This is a genomic window from Lentzea jiangxiensis (genome assembly GCF_900104175.1).
Lineage (GTDB): Bacteria > Actinomycetota > Actinomycetes > Mycobacteriales > Pseudonocardiaceae > Lentzea > Lentzea jiangxiensis.
On record NZ_FNIX01000020.1, the window covers coordinates 50478 to 67114 of the forward strand.

Genomic DNA, 16637 nt, shown 5'->3' on the forward strand with positions numbered 1-16637 from the left:
TAGCGGGCGTGGCCCTGCTTCCCGCGCTCACCGTCGCGCTGCCCCTGTTGCTCGCCGCGCAGACGATCGAGGAGCAGGAGTGGCACCTCGACGCGCTCGACGTCTACTCCGCGCAGGCCCAGGCGCGCGGGGACGGCGTGGTCGTCGCCGTGATCGACTCCGGTGTCGACGCCCAGCACCCGGACCTGGTCGGACAGGTGTTACCGGGGACCGGGTTCGGCAGCTCCAAGGGCACCGACGGCACGACCGACACCGACGGCCACGGCACCGCGATGGCCGGGATCATCGCCGCCGCAGGCCGTGACGGCGGGGCGCTCGGCATCGCGCCCGGCGTCAAGATCCTGCCGGTCGCGAGCGCCGAGAGGGAGCAGTTCACGCTCGACGTCGTCGCGGAGAGCATCAGGTGGGCCGCCGACCACGGCGCCAAGGTAATCAACATGTCCCTCGGCTTCTCCAGCTCGATGACGCCGACCCTCGTCAAGGCCGTGAACTACGCGATCGAGAAGGACGTCGTCCTCGTCGCCGCCACCGGCAACGAGGGCAGGGCCGTCTCGGCGCCCGCGAACATCCAGGGCGTGATCGCGGTCTCCGGGACGACCAGGGACGGCAAGCCGTGGGCGTCGTCCAACGTCGGCGCGGACACCGTGCTCTCGGCTCCGGCGGCCGGCATCGTGACGGCCTCGCCGAAGAGCGTCTACCCCAGCGGCTACGCCGAGGTGGACGGCACGAGCGCGGCGTCGGCGATCGTGGCCGGGGTCGCGGCGCTGGTGCGGGCCAAGCACCCGCGGATGCCCGCGAAGGACGTCGTCAACGCGTTGATCAAATCCGCGAAGGACCTGGCGGAACCCGGCAGGGACGCGACGACGGGCTTCGGCGTGGTCGACCCGGTGGGCGCGCTCAACGCGCAGCTCCCGCCGGTGGAGCGCCACCCGCTCCTGCCGCCGCCGAAGCCGCCGACCACGAAGCCCGCCCCGACGCCGGCGCGGACCGCCCAGCGCCCGGACGTGGACCTGGGGAGCCGGATGCCGTTCATCGCCGCCGTCGCCGGTGGGACCGCGGTGATGACGGGCCTGCTGATCACGTTGCCCGCCATCAGGTCACGCCGCCCGCGTCCGCAGGCCACCGTGCACGTGCTGCCGCCGCTCAGTGGGAGTGGTACTCCACCGACTCCTTGGTGAGCTGCATGAAGGCCTCCTCCAGCGATCCGCGCTGAGGGCTGAGCTCGTGCAGCACGACGTGGTTCTCCGCCGCGATCTCACCGATCCGCTGCGCCGGGATCCCGTGCACCACCAGGGCTCCGCTCGCCGAGTCGTCCGTCACCGTGGCGTGCGCGGCGAGGATCTCGCGCAGCTTCGCGGCGTGCGGCGAGCGCACCCTCACGTGGTCCTGCGTGGCATCGGCGATGAACTGCTCGGTGGAGGTCTGCGCGATCAGCTGCCCCTTGCCGATCACGACGAGGTCCTGGGCCGTCTGCGCCATCTCCGAGAGCAGGTGGCTCGACACGAACACCGTGCGGCCCTCCTCCGCGAGCCGGTGCATGAACTGCCGGATCCAGAGGATGCCCTCGGGGTCGAGGCCGTTGACCGGCTCGTCGAAGAGCAGCACCTCGGGGTCGCCGAGCAGCGCGCCCGCGATGCCGAGCCGCTGGGACATGCCGAGCGAGAACCCGCCGGCGTTCTTGTGCGCGACCTCGGTGAGGCCGACGACCTCCAGCACCTCCCCCACCCGGCTGACGGGGATCTTGTTCGACACGGCGAGCCACTTGAGGTGCGACCGCGCGGAACGGTTGGGGTGCACCCACTTCGCGTCGAGCAGTGCGCCTACCTTGCGCAGCGGCTGCTTGAGCTCGGCGTAGTGCTTGCCGTCGATCCTGACGTCGCCGCCGGTGGGGGTGTCGAGGCCGAGGATCATCCGCATGGTCGTGGACTTGCCGGCGCCGTTCGGGCCGAGGAACCCGGTGACCCTGCCCGGCCGCACGGTGAACGACAGGTCGTCGACGGCCTTGGTCCTGCCGTAGTGCTTGCGCAACGCCACTGCTTCGATCACGGCCTTCTCCCGTTCGCTCGGTGGAAAGACTGATCGGGACGTGGGTCATCCCCCGACGGATGGCCCACGTCCCGCTCCCCCTTGCCCGGTCACGCGTCCCGGCGCTTGGCGACGATCAGCGCGACCACCAGCAGCGCCGCGGCGATGCCGGCGAAGTAGCCGAGCGAGCCCCATTCGCTCAGCTTGAAGTCGACCCCGGCGCCACCCTGTTCAGGGCTGTCCGCTCCCATCGACACGAAGTGGGTGGCGTTCATGAACGGCAGCCATGCCTGGATCTTCTCGCCGACCTTGGGGATGATCCCGATCAGGCCCTCGGCGAGCATCTGCCACACGAGCAGGATCGCGACGGCACCGGCGGTCTGGCGGACCAGGATGCCGACGGCCACCGCGATGACCGCGCCGATGGCGTAGATCAGGCCGATGCCCGCCACGTGCCGCCACTCGGCAGCCGTGTTGATCGCGAGGTCCGAGCTCGGCGAGATCAGCTTCGCCACACCCCACGAGCCGAAGGCGATGATCTCGCCCAGCACGCCGGCGATGAACGCGACGACGACGGCCTTGGCGACGAGCGCGGACGTGCGGTTCGGCACCGCGAGGAACGTCGAGCGGATGGTGTTGAAGCGGTACTCGGTGGTGACCGCGATCGCCGACATCACCAGCACCACCGCGATGGCGAGCTGGCTGCTGCCGATCTGGGTGAGGCCGAGCGGTATCGGACCGTCACCGGCCGCCGCGAAGATCGCGGTGAGCCCCACGCCCAGGACGATGGCGAGCGCGCTGCACCAGTAGGGCGAACGGGTCGAGAAGAGCTTGATCCTCTCCACTGCCAACAGGGTCATCAGACTCACTTCCCGATCTCTGCGTGGTACTCGACAGCATCGCCGGTCAGCTGCATGAACGCCTCTTCGAGCGAACCGCGCTGAGGGCTGAGCTCGTGCAGCACGACGTCGTTCGCCGCCGCGATGTCACCGATCTGGTCACTGGTGGCACCCGTCACGGACAACGCGCCGTCCGCGCCGTCACGAACCGTGAAGCCCTTGTCGACGAGCAGCGGGCCGAGCTTGAAGAGCTGCGGGCTGCGCACGAGCACCGAGTTGCCCGTCGAGCGCTCGATGAACTCCTGCGTTGTGCTCTGCGTGATCAGCTTCCCCCGGCCGATCACCACGAGCTCGCCGGCCGTGAGCGCCATCTCCGACAGCAGGTGGCTCGACACCAGGACCGTGCGGCCCTCGGCGGCGAGGTTCTGCATGAACGTGCGGATCCAGAGGATGCCCTCGGGGTCCAGGCCGTTCACCGGCTCGTCGAACAGCAGCACCTTCGGGTCGCCGAGCAGTGCCGCGGCGATCCCCAGCCGCTGCGACATGCCGAGCGAGAACCCGCCGGCGTTCTTGCCCGCGACCTGCGTGAGGCCGACGGACTCGAGCACCGCGTCGACCCGCGACTTCGGCAGGCCGTTGGACACCGCGAGCCACTTGAGGTGGGCGCGGGCCGAGCGGTTCGGGTGCACCCACTTGGCGTCGAGCAGTGCGCCGACCGTCCGCAGTGGACGCTTGAGGTCGGTGTAGGACTTGCCGTCGATCAGCACGCGGCCTGCCGTCGGACGGTCGAGCCCCAGGATCATCCGCATGGTGGTGGACTTGCCCGCGCCGTTCGGACCGAGGAATCCGGTCACCCGTCCAGGTTGGACGGTGAACGACAGGTCGTCGACCGCGACCGTCCTGCCGTATCTCTTGGTGAGGCCGATTGCCTCGATCATGGGCTTTCCCCTCTCGGTGACGGGACAACTCTCGCGCTCCGAGGGGGTCCGGCACATCGACCTGCGGTCTTCGAGTGCCGTCAACTTCCGTCGCCGGGTGGCGCTACCTCCGTCGTAGTTGAATGAGCCACATGGGATACACGGAAGCTCCCGAGGGCTGGTGGCGCGAGTTCGTCCTGGCCAAGCCGGCGCGCACCGCCAAACTGGCCGTCACCCGCAAGGACGGATCGCCGCACGTCGCACCGGTGTGGGTCGACCTCGACGGCCCGGACGTCGTCTTCCTGACCGGCCGCGACACGGTCAAGGGCAGGTCGATCCTGCGCGACGGCCGGGTGGCGCTCTGCTTCGACGACGAGAACCCGCCGTTCAACTTCGTGACGATCACCGGCCAGGCCGTTGTGGACGAGGACGCCGAGCAGCTGCAGTACTGGGCCGGCCGCACGGCCGCGCGCTACATGGGCGACGACCGCGCCGACGAGTTCGCCGAGCGCAACGGCGTGCCCGGCGAGCTGCTCGTCCGCGTCAAGGTCGACAAGGTCGTCGCCAAGGTGAACGTCTCCGACTAGGACGAGGGTTCTAGGCCGGGAAGAACCTCGTCAGGACCTGGGCCGCGCCGTCCTCCAGCACGGTCGGCGCGACCTCGTCCGCCACGGCCCGCACGGTCGCGGGCGCCTGCCCCATCGCCACGCCGAGCCCCGCCCACTCGAGCATCTCGACGTCGTTGCTGCCGTCGCCGATCGCGAGCGCGTCGCGCGGGTCGATGCCGAGCTCCCGGCTGAGTTCGTCCAGCGCCGTGCCCTTGGTGGTGTTCGGCGGCACCGCGGTCAGCCACGCCTCCGTGTGGTCGACGGACCACTCGATGCCCGGCAGTTCGAGGTCCTTCACCGCGAACGACAGCTCCGGCGGCGTGCGGTCGAGCCAGCGCATCACCAGCCGTGGCGTGCGGATGGCCGCGATCTCGTCGAACGTCGCGCTGGTCGTGACGCCCCACAGGTCACCCGGCAGGAACTCGCCGAGCGAGAGGTTGCCGACCCCGGTCTGCTCGACCGCGAACACCGAGTCCGGCAGCAACGCCCGCAGCGCCTCGATCGTCGGACCGGGCTCGAACGTCGTGCGCTTGACGACCTCCGCGCTCACCGGGTCCCACCACACGGCGCCGTTGGAGCACACGGCGAACGAGGCGGGCACCTGCGCGGCGATCGGGGTCGTGCCGATGAGGCTGCGACCGGTGCAGAGCACGACCTTGGTGCCGTGTTCCGTCACACGGGTGATCGCCGCTTTCACGGCGGGTGAGATGTCGTTCGAGCCGACTGCGGTCAGGGTTCCGTCGATGTCCAGGGCCACCAGGCGCGGTCTCCAGTTCACGTGGAGCCACCCTAGGCGAAGGTTAGTGAATTGTGGTTCACTAATGCCGTGGCACGACCTCGCACCATCACCGACGAACGGATCCTGAACGCCGTCGCGGCCGTGATCGACCGGCGCGGCCCGGAGTTCACCGTCGCGGACGTGGCGGCGGAGGCCGGGGTGTCGGTCGGCGCGGTGGCGAAGCGGTTCGGGTCGAAGAGCGGTCTGCTGCAGGCGTTGACCCGCGCGGGCACCGAAGACGTGGTCCGCCGGATGCGCGAGGCGGGGTCCGTCCGCGAGGCGCTGCTGACCTGGTTCGACCGCCTGGCCGACCCGGTCGTCGCCACGAACAACCTGGCGCAGCTCGGCGTCGACCTGATCGACCCGGAGCTGCGCGCGCTGCTGGCCCGGCACTACGCCGCGCTGGAAGCGGAGCTGGAAGTCCTGTGCGCGGCCGAGAACCTCCCACCGAACGCGGCCCGAGTCCTCGCCGCGCTGGTGTACGGGATCTCGATGGACTGGTCCGTGCGACCGCGCGGCGACCTCCTGACCCGCACGGCAGAAGACGTCGACCTGGTGCTGAAAGGGATGCGTTGATGGCCACCTGGGCCGAGTTCACGGCAGAACAGCCGGACATGGCCGCGTTCGTGGAGAGCAGGTTCGCCGCCGACCGGCACGCGCTGATCGCGACCTTGCGCCGCGACGGCGCGCCGCGGATCAGCGGCGTGGAACCGGACTTCCTCGACGGCGAGCTCTGGGCGGGCATGATGCCGAACTCGCTGAAGTCCCGCGACCTGCGCCGCGACTCGCGGTTCGCGCTGCACTGCATGTCGACGACCGCCTCGATGACCGAGGCCGGCGACGCGAAGATCAGCGGCACCGCGGAGTTCTGGAACAACAAGGACGACTACCTGAAGAACCTGTTCGACCGCACGGGGTGGCAGCCGGAGCCGGAGGAGATCGACCTGTTCCGGTTCGACGTCACCGAGGTCGTGCAGATCACCGTCGAGGGTGACGAGATGGCCGTCCTCTCGTGGCACGAAGGAAAGGGAACTCGGCGTGTCAGCAAGAAGTGAACCCGATCTGAGCGGGAAGGTCGCGGTCGTCACCGGCGCCACACGAGGCGCGGGCCGGGCGATCGCGGTCGAGCTCGGAGCGGCCGGCGCCACGGTGTACGTCGCCGGCCGGACCACCCGGTCGCAGCAGTCACCGGTCGGGAGGTCCGAGACGATCGAGGAGACCGCGGAACTGGTCGACTCCGCCGGCGGCAAGGGGATCCCGGTCCGGTGTGACCTCACCTCGGTGTCCGATGTGGACGCCCTGGCCGCGCGCATCGACCGGCTGGACGTCTTCGTCGACAACGCCTGGGGCGGCGAGAACCTCGTCGAGTGGGGGAAGTTCTGGGAGCACGACCTCGAACGGCAGCTGCGGATGTGGCGCAACGGGGTGGAGACGCACCTGGTGGCGATCCACCGGTTGATGCCGTTGGTCCTGCGGTCCGACGACGCGCTGGTGGTCGAGGTGACCGACGGGGAGGACGGGGACGCCTACTTCGTGAACCTCCCCTATGACGCCGTGAAGTCGTCCGTCCGGCGGTTCGGAGAGGTGCTGGCTCGGGACCTCCGCGAGTTCCCGCACGTCACCGCGGTTGCCGCTACGCCCGGTTTCCTGCGGTCCGAGCAGATGCTGGAGGGGTTCGGGGTCACCGAGGAGAACTGGCGGGACGCCGTCGAGAAGGTGCCCGACTACGCGTTGTCCGAGACGCCGCACTACCTGGGGCGCGGGTTGGCGCACCTCGCCGCTGATCCGCAGCGGCGGCGGTTCGCCGGGCAGTGCTTGTCGTCCTGGCGGTTGAAGCGGGAGTACGGGTTCACGGACCTGGACGGGTCCCAGCCCGACTGGGGGCGGTGGTACGAGGAGGTGCTGAAGCCTCGGATGGCCGGGGTCGAGGTCGAGGCCGATCCTGAGTCGTACCGGTGAGGCTGGAGTCGTACCGGTAGGGCTGGAGGAGCGGGCCACAACGAGGTAGGGGTGTCAACTCGGCGAGAAGCGTGTCGAGTTGACACCCCTACCTCGTTGCAGCGGGAGCTGTGGCGCGACTCGCGATGGACCCCACCGCCGGGAGCGTCTGCTCAGGACGGCTCGCCTTCGACATCGCGCTTGATCAGGCGGCCTGCCTTGTCAGGCGTCGCCCGGGCGTACCAGGCCCGTCTCGTACGCCAGCACCACTGCCTGGACCCGGTCCCGCAGTTCCAGCTTCGCCAGGATTCGTCCCACGTGCGTCTTCACCGTCGCCTCGGACAGGAAGAGCTTCCTCGCGATCTCCGTGTTCGACAGGCCCTTCGCGATCAGCACGAGCACCTCGCGCTCGCGTTCGGTGAGCACGTCGAGCATCGTGGCGTCGCGGAGTTCGCCGCCGCCGTCGCCGAGGAAGCGGCCCAGCAGGCGCTTGGTCACGGACGGGGAGACCACGGCGTCGCCCGAGGCGACTGCTCGCAGGGCCGAGACCAGGTCCGAGGGCGGTGTGTCCTTCAGCAGGAAGCCGCTGGCTCCGTTGCGCAGGGCGGAGAGCGCGTACTCGTCCATGTCGAAGGTGGTCATGACCAGCACCTTCGCCGTGTCGGCCGCGGCGATGCGCTTGGTCGCCTCCACTCCGTCCAGGACGGGCATGCGGACGTCCATCAGGACCACGTCCGGCCGGAGCTTGTCGGCCATCTGCACGGCGTCCAGGCCGTCGGCCGCTTCGCCGATGACGTCGATGTCTTCCTGCGCGCCCAGCACCATGCGGAACCCCATGCGCATGAGTTCCTGGTCGTCTACCAGCAGCACCCGAATCACTCGATCACCCTATGCGGCCAGTGGGAAAGTCGCGCGGACGCGCCAGCCCCCGCCGGGGTTGGGGCCCGCCTCGAACTCGCCGCCCAGGACCGCTGCCCTTTCCCTCATGCCGATCAGTCCGTTGCCGCCGGAGATCTTGACGACGTCGTGCGGTGTGCCGAAGCCGTTGTCGACGACTTCCAGGCGCAGCTCTTCCGGGGTCCGGGCCAGGCGGACCATCGCGGTCGTGCCCGAGCCGGCGTGCTTGATGGTGTTGGTCAGTGCTTCCTGCACGATGCGGTAGACGCTCAGGCCCACGCCCACCGGGAGGTCGTCCACGTCGCCGGTGATCTCCAGTCGCACCGGGACTCCGGCGGCCCTGGTGTTCTCGGCCAGTTCGACGACTCCTCGCGCGTCCGGCTGCGGTGCCCACTGGGTTTCGGCGTCCTCGCTGCGCAGGACGCCGAGCAGGCGGCGCATCTCGGTCAGGGCCAGGCGGCCCGTGTCGGCGATGGTGCGGACGGCGTTCTCGGCCACTTCCGGTTGCGACCTGATCGTGTACGCGGCACCGTCGGCATGGACGATCATCACGCTCACCGCGTGGGCGACCACGTCGTGCAGTTCGCGGGCTATGCGCGAGCGTTCCTCGCCCACCGCGATCTTGGCCTGCTGGTCGCGTTCGGTCTCCAGCAGGACCAGGCGTTGTTCCATCTCCCGCTGGTAGGCGCGCCGGGCTCCGACGAACTCGCCCATCGCCCAGCTGAAGCCGAAGATCACGAACACCATGAACACCAGGAACACGGCCTGGAGCTCGCCGATCTGGAAGATCGCCCAGAGCAGCGTGCCCGCCAGCAGCCAGCCCGAGTAGATCAACGCCGTCTTGCGGTTCGTGGACGCGACGAGCGTGTACAGCGCTATGGCCAGCGCGAAGTCGGACATCCGGACCGGGATGCCGAGGTCGTAGCTGCCGTGGCTGAAGAGCTGGAGGAACGCTCCGCCGAGGATCAGGTAGCTCGAGCCGAGCGGGTGGTGGCGGCGGAACGGCAGCGGTCCGAGCATCAGCAGCGTCACGGCCAGGTAGGCCGAGAACGACACCCCGCGGTCGACCGCCTCGACGCCGAAGCCCAGGTCGAAGAGCAGCAGAAGACCGGCGATCAGGGAGTCCCCGAACGCCGGATGAGCCTTCATCCACAGGCTGAACCGCCACACCGGACAAGATTAGGTGCGGATCGAACTTCCCCGCGTCGCGCTACGGGCTGACGCTCCGTACGACTTCAGTGTGAGTTGTTGTGCCGAGGGGTTGATGCGAACTCGGCGGCGGTGCCTTGCCGGCCGGCGCGGGCGCGCGGTCGTAGCGGGAGACCGAAAGCGTGCTCACGACGGGACAAAGGCAGGGCACCGTGGTGGCTGCCCTGCCTTCGCATGCACCGGACCCGCTCTCCGCCGCCGCGGCGGAGTTCGTCGCCACAGCTCGGTCGCCCGGCGCCAGTGAGGGGGAGGCACTGAACGCCGGGCGAGCCCACTACTTGGGCGAGTAGGGCGACTCGATCTTGGGTGCGGGTCGCGGTTCGCCGACGTGCGCCTGGCGTTCCTCGTAGATGCGGTGCTCTTCGGCCATCTGGTCCGCGAGCTGTTGCTGGAGCTGGCGATCCCTGATCCTGGCCAGGACCGCCATCGTGACGCCGTGGGCGAGTGCCAGGAGCAGCAGCACCACGCCGAGCTTCACGACCACGTTCTTCACCGGGTCGCCGGTGTCGACGTCGATGGTCGACACCAGGGCCAACAGGCCCAGCACGACGAGGTGGAACAGCACGGCCGTCAGCTTCATCATGCCGCCGGCCTGCTCCTCGTCGTACGAGGCGCGCCTGAGGTATGCCTTGCCGCTGTGGTAGATCAGCTGGCCGTCGACCACGACCAGGACGATCCCCAGCACTAGGAACGTCACGTAGCTGTCACCCATGCGCTGTGGCTACCCGTGCACGCGCGGCCACAAACCGTGGCACGATTTGTGCCCGTGACGGCGTTGCAGGGACAACAGTTGGCCGGTCCGCTTTGCGCGGCGGTCGCCAACCTGTGCGTCGCCCTGCGACCGCAGGTCTCCCCGCGGACCGCGGCCGGGTTCCAGGAGGTGCTGCGCCGCCTCCACGCGCCGTTGCAGGTCGCCGTCGCCGGCCGGATCAAGTCCGGCAAGTCGACCCTCGTGAACGCTCTGATCGGCCGCCGGGTCGCGCCCACCGACATCGGCGAGTGCACACGGCTCGTGACGCGCTATCAATACGGCACGGTCGACCGCATCGAAGTCGTGCTGCGGGACGGCAGGCGGCAGGTACTGCCGTTCGACGCGAACGGCATGATCCCCGCTTCTCTCGGCGTGGAGGGCATCTCGCACATCGAGGCGTATCTGACGAACGCGGTGCTGCGCGACTTCACCGTCATCGACACGCCTGGGCTCGGGTCGCTGGACGCGGCTTCGGTCGCACGCACCGAGGAACTGCTTGATCCCGTGTCGCGCAACGCGGTCGCCGGTGCCGAGGCTGTTCTCTACGTCGTGACGCAGGGGGTGCGCGCGGACGACCACTCCGCCATCGCCGCCTTCACCGCCGCGACGGCGTCTCGCGAGGCCGGGCCCGTCAACGCGATCGCCGCGTTGAACAAGGTCGACGCCGTCGCGCCGGAAACCGTCGAGGGCGCGGAGGGTGACCTCTGGCGGGCCGCGGAGATCCTGGCGGCGAAGCAGGCCGAGCTGCTCAGGCCGCGGGTCGCCGACGTGCTGCCGGTGATCAGCCTGCTCGCCGAGTCCGCCGAGACCGGGGAGTTCACCTCGGCGGACGCGGAGGCGTTGCGCCAGCTCGCGGCGCTGGACGCCGAGACCCGCACGATGATGCTGATGTCCGGCGACCTCTTCACCTCCTGGGACTGCGACGTCGCGGCCGGGGTGCGGTCGAGGTTGCTGGAGAAGCTCGACCTCTACGGGATCGGCCGCGCCCTCGCGGCCCTGGACGCCGAACCCGGGCTGACGGCCGGCGCGCTGCGGCGGGTGCTGTTCGACGCGTCCGGGTTCGCCGCCGTCCGGGGCAGGCTCGACGCGGTGTTCCGGGCGCGGGCGGACGGCATCAAGGCGGCGGCGGCGCTGGCGTCGATCACGTCGCTGAGCTCCGCCGAGCCCGGCGAACGGCAACGCGTGCACGACGCGATCGAGGTCCTGCTCGCCAGGCCCGAGGCGCACCAGCTGAGGTTGCTGGAGGCGTTGACGCTGGTCTCGTCCGGTGCCGTGACGCTGGCGCCGGACCTGACGGAGGAGGTGCTGCGCGTCGGCAGCACGCCGGACGTCGCCGCGCGGCTGGGGCTGCCGGGTCGTCCCGGCGCGGAGCTGGTCGCGTACGCGCTGGAACGCGCCGGGTGGTGGCGTTCGTTCGCCTCCTTCGGCGCGACCCCGGCGCAAGCTCGGGTGGCGCACGTCGTCCACCGGGCGTATTTCCTCATGTGGCAGCAACTACGTGCTGGGGGGCACCGATGAGCGTGAACGGAACCGATCCGTCCGAAGTGGCGTCGGACCACGGTGTGGAGACCATTGCCGACGAGCTGCTCGACCAGGCGCTGGCCGAACGCCGCGCGCTGGTGCAGCTGTGCCTGTACGCACTGGACCGCGCCAGTGCCGGCGTGGTCGCACGCATCGAGGAAGGTCTGTCGTCCATAGGGGTCGTGGCGGTGCGTGCCGACGGTCAGCGCTTCGACCCGTCGCGGCACGAGGCCGGTGGCGCCGTGCCGACGGACGACCTGTCGTTGCAGGGCCTGGTAGCGGAGACCGAGGTGCCCGGCTTCTGCGACCGTGGCCGCGTGCTGCGCGCACCGATCGTGACGGTCTACACGGCCCGATGAGCAACCTCTCGCAGACAGTCCGCCAGACGCGCGAACGCCTCACTTCTCTCGTGCGCGAACTCGACCCGTCGATGGCCGACTGGGTGACCCGCCGCTCGGTGCCCGAGGTGTCGTCGGTCGTGATCGTCGGCGAGACGAACCGCGGCAAGTCCTCGCTGGTCAACGCCCTGCTGGCGACCCCGGGCCTGTCCCCGGTCGACGCCGACGTGGCCACCTCGACCTACCTCGTCTTCCAGCACGGCCCGACCTGGGCGGCGCGCGCCTGCTACCCCGGCCTGCTCGCCCCCGTCAGCTTCCCGCTGCCCCTGCTGATCAACTGGGTCTCCGCAGCCCACGACCTGCCCGAGGGCGAGCTGCCGCCCCGCTACGTCGAGGTCGACGCGCCGATCCCGTTGCTGGAACGCATGTCCGTGGTCGACACCCCCGGCGTCGGCGGCCTGGAGTCGGTGCACGGCGAACTGGCTCTCGAAGCCGTCACCTCGGCCACCGCCCTGGTGTTCGTCGTGGACGCCTCGTCCCCGTTCACCCGCGGCGAGCTCGACTTCCTCGAGCGCGTCGGCGACCGCGTCGAAACCGTCGTCTTCGCCCTGACGAAGACCGACCAGTACCGGGGCTGGCGCCAGGTCCTCGACGCCGACAAGGCGCTCCTGGCCGAGCACGCCCCGCGCTTCGCCGACGCCCCCTTCCACCCGGTGTCGTCGCGCATGTTCGACATGGCCGCGCAGGCCCCGAACCCGGACGCGGCCGCCATGCTCCGCGAACGCTCCGGGATCTCCGCCCTGCAGACCGCGCTCCAGGAGCTGGTCGCGGGCCGAGCCGGAATGCTGGCGGAAGCCAACGCCCTGCGCGCCCTGACGACAGTGCTGGCGGAACTGGAGATCCGCCTCGAACACGAGAAGCGCGCTCTGTCCGTGGGCGAAGACGAAGCCGCAGTCCTGCGCGCCCGCCGCGAAGAGCTGCAAACCGAACGCCGCTCCTCCACCAGGGGCTGGCAGGTGCGCCTGCGCGGCGAGGTCCAACGAGCCCGCATCGAGAACTCGCACGAGATCTCCCGCCAGATGCGCGACCTCCAGACCTGGTACCGCCAGGCCATCGACGCCGCCGACCGCACCGCCCTGGCCGGCCTGCCGCACCAGGTCGACACAGCGCTGCAGGTCGTCTCCGGCCGCATCTCCACAGCGCTGTCCGCGCGCCTCTCCCAGGTCACCGACTCCGTGCTCGCCACCCTGTTCAGCGCGGAGGAACTGACCCTGATCCGCGGCCAGTTCGCCCGCGGCGAGCAACCCCCGGTGGTCCTGCGCCCCAAGGAGAAGCGCCCACCCACCGCCGAGGACAAGCTGCTGGTGTTCATGGGCGTCTCCGGAGGCCTCGGCGCCGGCAAGCTCGCCGTGATGCCGCTGGCGGGTCTCGGCATCGCGGCCCTGAACCCGATCGTCCTGCCCGTGACCATCGCCCTGGGCCTCGGCGCCGGCTGGTGGATGGCCCGCACCCGAACCCACACCGCCGAGAAGCAGCACGTCAAGCAGTGGCTCTCCGACGCGATCGCCGACGCACGCTCCACAGTGGACCAATTGGCCGCCGAGCAGCTGATCGAGGCCGAGCAGGCCCTGTCGCTGGCCCTGGACGAGGCACTGGCCAAGCGCATCGAGGCCATCGAGGCGGAGCTGCGCGAGGTCGACCGGGCGCTGCGGATGGAGGCCGGCGAGCGCGGGCGCGAGCTGCAGGCGGCGACCCGGCAGCTCGCGGAGGTGGAGCAAGGGCGGTCGAGGGCGGAAGAGCTGCTGGGCCGGATCCGGTCGGTTCGCGACCGGGCGTGACCTGGTGGAACGTCCTCCGCACCGGCGCACACGGTTGGCGGCGGAACCAAACCGGCATAACGTGGGTCATACCGGTACATGAGCAAGTAGGAGGTGTGTCCCGGTGTACATCGACGAGAACGGTGCGGCCGACGCCGAGCTGAAGGTGACCGTCGAGGACGAGGAGTACACCGCCGACGTCACCTTCGACCTCGACCAGGACGGCACGAACGACTCCGCCGTGGTCGAGACGGACGACGGTGGCCATCTCGCGTTCACCGACACGAACGGCGACGGTGACGCCGATCTGATGAGCACGTTCGACAAGGACGGCAATCTCCTGAGCCAGGCGCGGTTCGAGGAGAATTCAGGTGAGTGGATCGCGGTGGACCGCAACGACACTCCGCAGGAAAAAACGAATTCGTCGCCCAAACAGGCGATTGTCGTGGACACCGAAGACGGCCAGCGAAACGTCGGGCAGGCGACCGAGGACACCGACGGGGACGGCAAGGCCGACACCGCGGTCGTGCGCGACGACGACGGCGACACGTGGTTGTTCACCGACAAGAACGGTGACGGCAAGGCCGACGTGGCGACCGAGATCACACGATCCGGCGAGGTCACGATGTCGGAACATCGTGGTGACGACTGGGTCGAGGTCGAGCACGGGCACATCGAGGCCGACGGCCGCTACGTCACCGACTCGAAGAGCGGCATTTTGGACGACTCGGACGACTGGCTCGAGGAAGAACGGTTCGACGGGGTCGTCCGAATCGATTCCACAACGGGGCAGTGGATCAGCCCGAACTGACGTCTGAACTGAAGCGCAGGTCACAGGCCCCGGTGTGGTGAGAACCGCACCGGGGCCTCTTGTGTTTTTCCGATCGCTCGTCCGCCTTAACCTCCTTCCGAGTGCTGAATCGATTCCAGAATCGGTTTTGTGAGAGAAGCGACAGGCTGGGGGTGCGTTACCTGCCATTCACCGGGCTAACCTCGGTCCATCCCCTTCCACGCACGCCCGGGACCAACGGGCGTTGTGGAGCTATTCCCGAGGACGACGCAGTCCTGCACCGGACCACCACGTCCTCGGGCGGCCGAGGCGTTCAGTCAGGAGACGAGACGAGATGACGGCAGTGACCATTCCCGGTCTCGAACAGGCACCTACCAACCACGCGCGCTTGCTCGCATGGGTTCAGGAAGTCGCTGAGCTGACCTGCCCCGACGAGGTTGTTTGGGCTGACGGGTCCCAGGGCGAATGGGACCGTCTCACGAAGAAGCTCGTCGACGCCGGCACGTTCGTGCCCCTGGAGAAGAAGCCCAACTCGTTCTGGGCGGCTTCGGACCCGAGCGACGTGGCTCGTGTGGAGGAGCGGACCTACATCTGTTCGGTGCGCGAAGAGGACGCGGGCGCCACGAACAACTGGATGGACCCTTCCGAGATGAAGGCCATCATGACCGAGCTCTACCGGGGCTGCATGCGTGGTCGCACCATGTACGTCATCCCGTTCTGCATGGGCCCGCTCGACGCCGAGAAGCCGATGCTGGGCGTGGAGATCACGGACTCGGAATACGTCGTCGTTTCCATGCACATCATGACCCGCATGGGCACCAAGGCCCTCGCGGTCTTCGGTGAGGACGCCGACTTCGTGCCGGCGCTGCACTCCCTCGGCGCTCCGCTCGAGCCCGGCCAGGAAGACGTGCAGTGGCCGTGCAACACCACCAAGTACATCTCGCACTTCCCGGAGACCCGCGAGATCTGGAGCTTTGGCTCCGGCTACGGCGGCAACGCCCTGCTCGGCAAGAAGTGCTACTCGCTGCGCATCGCGTCCGTGATGGCGCGGGACGAGGGCTGGCTCGCCGAGCACATGCTGATCCTCAAGCTCACCTCGCCGGAGAACAAGGCGTACTACATCGCCGCCGCGTTCCCGTCGGCCTGCGGCAAGACGAACCTCGCCATGCTGGAGCCGACCATCCCCGGCTGGAAGGTCGAGACGCTCGGCGACGACATCGCCTGGATGCGCTTCGGTGAGGACGGCCGCCTCTACGCGGTGAACCCGGAGAACGGCTTCTTCGGCGTCGCGCCCGGCACCGACTACCACACCAACCCGAACGCGATGCGCACCATCGCCAAGGGCAACTCGCTGTTCACGAACGTCGCGCTGACCGACGACGGCGACATCTGGTGGGAGGGCATGGGCGAGCCCCCGGCCCACCTCACCTCGTGGAAGCACCAGGACTGGACGCCGGACAGCGAAGAGCTCTCCTCGCACCCGAACTCCCGCTACTGCACGCCGATCGAGCAGTGCGACATCAAGGCGCCCGAGTGGGACGACCCGAAGGGCGTGCCGATCTCGGCGATCTTCTTCGGTGGCCGTCGCGCCACGACGATCCCGCTGGTCACCGAGTCGCGCGACTGGCAGCACGGCACCTACATGGGCGCCACGCTGTCGTCGGAGACCACGGCCGCCGCGGTCGGCAAGACCGGCGTCGTCCGTCGCGACCCGATGGCGATGCTGCCGTTCATCGGCTACAACGCCGGCGACTACTTCCAGCACTGGGTCGACCTCGGCAAGCGCGCCGACGCCGACAAGCTGCCGAAGATCTTCTACGTCAACTGGTTCCGCCGCGGCGACGACAAGCGCTTCCTGTGGCCCGGGTTCGGCGAGAACTCGCGCGTGCTGAAGTGGGCCATCGAGCGCCTCGAGGGCAAGGCCGCCGCGCAGGAGACCCCGATCGGCTACGTGCCGACCGCGGACGACCTGGACCTCGAAGGCCTGGACGCGCCGCGGGAGGACATCGAGGCCTCGCTCGCGTTCGACGCCGACGAGTGGCGTGCCGAGATCCCGCTGGTCGAGGAGTGGTTCGCGAAGATCGGTGAGAAGGTCCCGACCACGCTCCGCGACGAGCTGGAAGCTCTGAAGCAGCGCCTGGGCTAACTCGCCCGAGGTGTTTCGACGACCCGGCGGTCAACGGCGACCGCCGGGTCGTCTTTTGGGGTA

At 69.3% G+C, this 16637-nt stretch carries 17 protein-coding genes; 10 read left to right on the plus strand and 7 right to left on the minus strand.

What is annotated here, in order from left to right; translation table 11 throughout:
• Window positions 1-8 precede the first annotated feature (8 nt).
• Entirely contained in the window at window positions 9-1178 is a 1170-nt protein-coding gene (locus tag BLQ91_RS33400) for a S8 family serine peptidase (protein ID WP_245734028.1), read from the plus strand.
• On the opposite strand, the gene BLQ91_RS33405 is transcribed toward BLQ91_RS33400, so the two are convergent.
• From BLQ91_RS33405 to BLQ91_RS33415, 3 genes are all read right to left on the minus strand, one after another.
• Window positions 1144-2046, minus strand: a complete 903-nt coding sequence (locus BLQ91_RS33405) for an ABC transporter ATP-binding protein (RefSeq protein ID WP_090103441.1) — start codon at window positions 2044-2046, stop codon at window positions 1144-1146. The two genes, BLQ91_RS33400 and BLQ91_RS33405, sit on opposite strands and share 35 nt — an antisense overlap.
• Before the next feature lie 89 nt (window positions 2047-2135).
• The gene (locus tag BLQ91_RS33410) at window positions 2136-2885 is read right to left on the minus strand and encodes a hypothetical protein (RefSeq protein WP_090103444.1); all 750 of its coding nucleotides are present in this window, start codon (window positions 2883-2885) and stop codon (window positions 2136-2138) included.
• A 5-nt stretch (window positions 2886-2890) separates the two neighbouring features.
• Window positions 2891-3802: an ABC transporter ATP-binding protein gene (locus BLQ91_RS33415; protein ID WP_090103446.1), complete on the minus strand. Its 912-nt coding sequence runs from the start codon at window positions 3800-3802 to the stop codon at window positions 2891-2893.
• Between the two features lie 131 nt (window positions 3803-3933).
• On the opposite strand from BLQ91_RS33415, the gene BLQ91_RS33420 reads away from it, so the two are divergent.
• Window positions 3934-4368, plus strand: a complete 435-nt coding sequence (locus BLQ91_RS33420; protein ID WP_090103448.1) for a PPOX class F420-dependent oxidoreductase — start codon at window positions 3934-3936, stop codon at window positions 4366-4368.
• 10 nt (window positions 4369-4378) lie between these two features.
• Here the strand turns inward: BLQ91_RS33420 and BLQ91_RS33425 are convergent, their stop codons facing one another.
• The gene (locus tag BLQ91_RS33425; protein WP_090103450.1) at window positions 4379-5167 is read right to left on the minus strand and encodes an HAD family hydrolase; all 789 of its coding nucleotides are present in this window, start codon (window positions 5165-5167) and stop codon (window positions 4379-4381) included.
• Between the two features lie 48 nt (window positions 5168-5215).
• Here BLQ91_RS33425 and BLQ91_RS33430 point away from each other — a divergent pair, with 48 nt between their 5' ends.
• The 3 genes from BLQ91_RS33430 to BLQ91_RS33440 are packed head-to-tail and all read left to right on the plus strand — an operon-like array spanning window position 5216 to window position 7126.
• On the plus strand, window positions 5216-5743 hold the full coding sequence (locus BLQ91_RS33430; RefSeq protein WP_090103452.1) for a TetR/AcrR family transcriptional regulator: 528 nt from the start codon (window positions 5216-5218) through the stop codon (window positions 5741-5743).
• Window positions 5743-6222, plus strand: a complete 480-nt coding sequence (locus BLQ91_RS33435) for a pyridoxamine 5'-phosphate oxidase family protein (RefSeq protein ID WP_218130497.1) — start codon at window positions 5743-5745, stop codon at window positions 6220-6222. The genes BLQ91_RS33430 and BLQ91_RS33435 overlap by 1 nt, the downstream gene beginning before the upstream one ends.
• Complete coding sequence (locus BLQ91_RS33440; protein WP_245734030.1) at window positions 6206-7126, plus strand: SDR family oxidoreductase; 921 nt, start codon at window positions 6206-6208, stop codon at window positions 7124-7126. The genes BLQ91_RS33435 and BLQ91_RS33440 overlap by 17 nt, the downstream gene beginning before the upstream one ends.
• Window positions 7127-7327: 201 nt before the next feature.
• Here the strand turns inward: BLQ91_RS33440 and BLQ91_RS33445 are convergent, their stop codons facing one another.
• The 3 genes from BLQ91_RS33445 to BLQ91_RS33455 all read right to left on the minus strand — a co-directional run bounded on the left by BLQ91_RS33445 (window position 7328) and on the right by BLQ91_RS33455 (window position 9923).
• On the minus strand, window positions 7328-7984 hold the full coding sequence (locus tag BLQ91_RS33445) for a response regulator (protein WP_090103456.1): 657 nt from the start codon (window positions 7982-7984) through the stop codon (window positions 7328-7330).
• Between the two features lie 9 nt (window positions 7985-7993).
• Window positions 7994-9172, minus strand: a complete 1179-nt coding sequence (locus BLQ91_RS33450; RefSeq protein ID WP_342670680.1) for a sensor histidine kinase — start codon at window positions 9170-9172, stop codon at window positions 7994-7996.
• A gap of 313 nt (window positions 9173-9485) precedes the next feature.
• Window positions 9486-9923 (minus strand): hypothetical protein, encoded by a 438-nt coding sequence (locus BLQ91_RS33455; RefSeq protein ID WP_090103458.1) that lies wholly within the window; start codon window positions 9921-9923, stop codon window positions 9486-9488.
• A 48-nt stretch (window positions 9924-9971) separates the two neighbouring features.
• Here BLQ91_RS33455 and BLQ91_RS33460 point away from each other — a divergent pair, with 48 nt between their 5' ends.
• The 5 genes from BLQ91_RS33460 to BLQ91_RS33480 all read left to right on the plus strand — a co-directional run bounded on the left by BLQ91_RS33460 (window position 9972) and on the right by BLQ91_RS33480 (window position 16574).
• Window positions 9972-11480 carry a dynamin family protein gene (locus tag BLQ91_RS33460; protein ID WP_425412568.1) on the plus strand — a complete coding sequence of 503 codons (1509 nt, stop codon included), beginning with the start codon at window positions 9972-9974 and terminating at the stop codon, window positions 11478-11480.
• On the plus strand, window positions 11477-11842 hold the full coding sequence (gene grpE, locus BLQ91_RS33465; RefSeq protein ID WP_090103462.1) for a nucleotide exchange factor GrpE: 366 nt from the start codon (window positions 11477-11479) through the stop codon (window positions 11840-11842). The genes BLQ91_RS33460 and grpE overlap by 4 nt, the downstream gene beginning before the upstream one ends.
• Window positions 11839-13659 carry a dynamin family protein gene (locus BLQ91_RS33470; protein ID WP_090103464.1) on the plus strand — a complete coding sequence of 607 codons (1821 nt, stop codon included), beginning with the start codon at window positions 11839-11841 and terminating at the stop codon, window positions 13657-13659. The genes grpE and BLQ91_RS33470 overlap by 4 nt, the downstream gene beginning before the upstream one ends.
• A gap of 103 nt (window positions 13660-13762) precedes the next feature.
• On the plus strand, window positions 13763-14449 hold the full coding sequence (locus tag BLQ91_RS33475) for a hypothetical protein (RefSeq protein ID WP_090103466.1): 687 nt from the start codon (window positions 13763-13765) through the stop codon (window positions 14447-14449).
• 313 nt (window positions 14450-14762) lie between these two features.
• Complete coding sequence (locus BLQ91_RS33480; RefSeq protein WP_090103468.1) at window positions 14763-16574, plus strand: phosphoenolpyruvate carboxykinase (GTP); 1812 nt, start codon at window positions 14763-14765, stop codon at window positions 16572-16574.
• The last annotated feature ends 63 nt before the right edge of the window (window positions 16575-16637 follow it).

Bases quoted from the DNA above. Each gene is read 5' to 3' on its own strand.
- BLQ91_RS33410 (WP_090103444.1), bottom strand. From the start codon at position 2,885: ATGACCCTGTTGGCAGTGGAGAGGATCAAGCTCTTCTCGACCCGTTCG.
- BLQ91_RS33415 (WP_090103446.1), bottom strand. From the start codon at position 3,802: ATGATCGAGGCAATCGGCCTCACCAAGAGATACGGCAGGACGGTCGCG.
- BLQ91_RS33420 (WP_090103448.1), top strand. From the start codon at position 3,934: ATGGGATACACGGAAGCTCCCGAGGGCTGGTGGCGCGAGTTCGTCCTG.
- BLQ91_RS33435 (WP_218130497.1), top strand. From the start codon at position 5,743: ATGGCCACCTGGGCCGAGTTCACGGCAGAACAGCCGGACATGGCCGCG.
- BLQ91_RS33455 (WP_090103458.1), bottom strand. From the start codon at position 9,923: ATGGGTGACAGCTACGTGACGTTCCTAGTGCTGGGGATCGTCCTGGTC.
- grpE (WP_090103462.1), top strand. From the start codon at position 11,477: ATGAGCGTGAACGGAACCGATCCGTCCGAAGTGGCGTCGGACCACGGT.
- BLQ91_RS33470 (WP_090103464.1), top strand. From the start codon at position 11,839: ATGAGCAACCTCTCGCAGACAGTCCGCCAGACGCGCGAACGCCTCACT.
- BLQ91_RS33480 (WP_090103468.1), top strand. From the start codon at position 14,763: ATGACGGCAGTGACCATTCCCGGTCTCGAACAGGCACCTACCAACCAC.